Below are 3,521 nucleotides of genomic sequence, written 5' to 3' on the forward strand. Positions count from 1 at the left end.
TCCTCTTTCCTCTTGGTCGGCAGCGCCAGAGGTGTAGAAGCGACAGCCTCACCCGCAACCAGCTGTACTCCGAGCTCGACCGGCGGCTGGCCGCCACGTCCGGCGGGCCACCCGGCGGCCCCGAGCACGACCGGCCGTTCCGGGGGACGGCGCTGCGGGTCGAGGAGGCCCTGGCCCGCTGCTCCCAGGACCCGATCGGCAGCGTCAACCCGCCGCCCGGCCCGTACGAGATGACGCAGGCCGTCACCGCCGCCGGGCGGCGCTGCACCATGCCGGGGGCCGGGGCGCTGCGGGTCACCGCCGAGGACGTCGAGGTCGCCCGCGGTGAACGCGGCCACGTCTACCACGACGGCACCGGCACCACCCCCGCCGGCGCCCCGGACCACGTCCGCGTCCTCACCCGCTCGTTCCGCGCCGAGGACGGCACCCTCGCCGCGGTGTCCTACGCCATCTCCCTGGACGAGGTCGAGGGGCCGCTGGACAACCTCGCGCTGCTGCTCACCGCCGTCACCGCGCTCGGCGTGCTGGTGTCGGCCGCCGCCGGCCTGGCGATCGCGCGGGCGTCGCTGCGGCCGGTGGACGAGCTGACCGGCGCCGCCGAGCACATCGCCCGCACCGAGGACCTCGCCACCCGCATCCCCGCCGAGGGCACCGACGAGATCGCCCGGCTCGGCCGCGCGTTCAACGCCATGACCGGCGCGCTGGCCGCGTCCCGGGAACGGCAGCGGCAGCTCATCGCCGACGCCGGGCACGAGCTGCGCACCCCCCTCACCAGCCTGCGCACCAACATCGACCTGCTGCTGCGCGCCGAGGCCACCGGCCGGGACCTGCCGGCCGCCGCCCGCCACAACCTCCTCACCAGCGTCAAGGCGCAGATGCGGGAACTGTCCAGCCTCGTCGGGGACCTGCTGGAGCTGGCCCGGCCCGCCGAGGCGCAGCCCGTCCGCGAGACCGTCGCGCTGCACGACGTCGTCGCCCGCGCCGTGGACCGCGCCCGGCTGCGCGGCCCCGGCCTCACCGTCGGATCCACGGCCCGCCCCTGGTATGTGCTCGGCGACCCGGCGTCGCTGGAGCGCGCCGTGGTCAACCTCCTCGACAACGCCGTGAAGTTCAGCCCGCCCGGCGGGACCGTCGCCGTCCGCCTCGACGGCGGGGAGCTCACCGTCCGCGACCACGGGCCCGGCATCCCCGGCGAGGACCTCCCGCACGTGTTCGAGCGGTTCTGGCGGTCCCCGTCCGCGCGGAGCCTGCCCGGCTCCGGGCTTGGGCTGTCCATCGTCGCCCGCGTCGTCGCCGAATCCGGCGGCCGCGTCGCCCTGGAACCCGCGCCCGGCGGCGGCACCCTCGCCCGCGTCCACCTCCCCGGCACCCCGCAACCCCCCGACTGAGAAGGGCGCGCGGTGATTCTCATGCCGCCTTCATCGGCGCCTCACCGGTCTCCCACGGCCGCCGCCGAACCTCGGTCCCATGAGTCACCTCATCACCGAACGGGGCACGCCCGCCGCGCCGCCGCCGTCCCCGCACAGCGACGGGGGACGGGGACGGCTGGTCGAGGTGGTCGTCCCCGTCCACAACGAGGAACGCGTCCTGGCCGCGAGCGTCGAACGGCTGCACGGCTACCTGGCCGGGACGTTCCCCTACCCGTTCCGCATCACGATCGCCGACAACGCCAGCACCGACGCCACCTGGCGCGCCGCGCAGGAACTGGCGGCGCGGCTCCCGCGGGTGCGGGCCGTCCGGCTGGAGGAGAAGGGGCGCGGCCGCGCGCTGCGGCACGTGTGGAGCGCCAGCGACGCCGACGTCGTCGCCTACATGGACGTCGACCTGTCCACCGACCTGGACGCGTTCCTGCCGCTGGTCGCCCCCCTCATCTCCGGGCACAGCGACCTGGCCATCGGGTCCCGCCTCACCCGCGGGTCCGCCGTCGTCCGCGGGCCCCGCCGCGAGGTCATCTCCCGCTGCTACAACCTGCTGCTGCGCACCGCGCTCGCCGCCCGCTTCACCGACGCACAGTGCGGCTTCAAGGCCGCCCGCACCGAGATCGTGCAGGCGCTGCTGCCGCAGGTGCAGGACGAGGAGTGGTTCTTCGACACCGAGCTGCTGCTGCTCGCCGAACGCGGCGGGCTGCGCATCCACGAGGTCCCCGTCGACTGGGTCGACGACCCCGACTCCCGCGTCGACGTGCTGCGCACCGCCGCGGCCGACCTGCGCGGCATGGCCCGCGTCGCCCGCCGCATCGGCACCGGCGCGTTCCGCGCCCCCGTCGGGCGCCGCCCCGCGCCCGCCCTCCCGGCCGGGATCGGCCGCCAGCTGCCCGCCTTCGCGGTCATCGGCGTCCTCAGCACCCTCGCGCAGCTCGCCCTGTTCGTCCTGCTGCGCCTGGTCATGGGGCCGCTGTGGGCGAACGCGCTGTCCCTGGCCGCCACGACGATCGGGAACACCGCCGCCAACCGGCGGTTCACCTTCGGCGTCACCGGCACCCGCCGCGCCCTGCGCCACCAGCTCGAAGGCGGCGCCGCGTTCCTGCTCGGCCTCGCCCTGTCCACCGGCGGCCTCGCGCTCCTGCACGCCGCCGCGCCCGGCGCGTCCCGGACCGTCGAGGTCGCCGCGCTCGTCACCGCCAACGCCGCCGCCACCCTGGTCCGGTTCCTGCTGATGCGCGCCTGGATCTTCCACCCCCGCCGCCTCGGCCGCGGTGCTCCCGGACGCGTCCCGGCGGCCGGGGAGAACACCGGAGGGACCCGGTCATGACCGAGACGATCACCCCGCCCGCCGAACGGCGTGCACCCGCCGCGCGCGGGCGGCTGCGGCGCCTGCTCCTCGGACCCCCCGAAGATCCCCGCTGGGCCCGGCCCGCGCTGTGGGGCATCCTGGTCATCGCCGGGGTGCTGTACGGGTGGGGGCTGTCGGAGGCCGGATACGCCAACTCCTACTACTCCGCCGCCGTCAAGAGCGGCACCCAGAGCTGGAAGGCGTTCTTCTTCGGCTCCCTGGACGCCGGCTCCTACATCACCGTCGACAAGCCGCCCATGGCGCTGTGGGTCATGGGCCTGACCGCCCGCATCCTCGGATTCGGGACGTGGAGCCTGCTGCTCCCGCAGGTCATCGAGGGCGTCGCCGCCGTCGCGGTCCTGTATGCGACGGTGCGGCGGGCGTTCGGGCACGCCGCCGCGGTCACCGCGGCCGCCGTCCTCGCCCTCACCCCGATCACCGTCGCGATCAACCGCGACAACAACCCCGACACCCTGCTCGTGCTGCTCATGGTCGCCGCCGCGTGGGCGTGCCAGCGCGCCATCGCCACCGGGCGGCTGCGGCCCCTGCTGCTCGCGGCGTTCCTGGTCGGCTGCGGGTTCAACACCAAGATGCTGCAGGCGTTCCTGGTCGTCCCCGCCCTGGCCCTGGCCTACCTGATCGCGGCGCGGCCGGGGATCGTGCGGCGGGTGCTGCACCTGCTGGCCGCCGGCGCCGTCCTTGCGGTGTCGTCGCTGTGGTGGGTGCTCGTGGTCGACCTGGTCCCCGCC

The 3,521-nt window shown here is 75.6% G+C and carries 3 protein-coding genes; all 3 read left to right on the forward strand.

Annotated features, from left to right (window positions below):
- Window positions 1-1,388 (forward strand): cell wall metabolism sensor histidine kinase WalK (locus tag HUX53_RS31585; RefSeq protein WP_176406871.1); only part of this gene is annotated, 1,388 nt, incomplete at its 5' end.
- A 79-nt stretch (window positions 1,389-1,467) separates the two neighbouring features.
- Window positions 1,468-2,751, forward strand: coding sequence for a bifunctional glycosyltransferase family 2/GtrA family protein (locus tag HUX53_RS31590; protein WP_176406872.1), 1,284 nt, complete (start codon window positions 1,468-1,470; stop codon window positions 2,749-2,751).
- Window positions 2,748-3,521, forward strand: a 774-nt coding sequence (locus HUX53_RS31595; RefSeq protein WP_176406873.1) for a glycosyltransferase family 39 protein, incomplete at its 3' end; no start/stop codon positions are given. The genes HUX53_RS31590 and HUX53_RS31595, both read left to right, overlap by 4 nt.

The sequence above is a fragment of the Actinomadura sp. BRA 177 genome, from assembly GCF_013372625.1.
Classification (GTDB): Bacteria; Actinomycetota; Actinomycetes; order Streptosporangiales; family Streptosporangiaceae; genus Spirillospora.

Bases quoted from the DNA above. Each gene is read 5' to 3' on its own strand.
- HUX53_RS31590 (WP_176406872.1), top strand. From the start codon at position 1,468: ATGAGTCACCTCATCACCGAACGGGGCACGCCCGCCGCGCCGCCGCCG.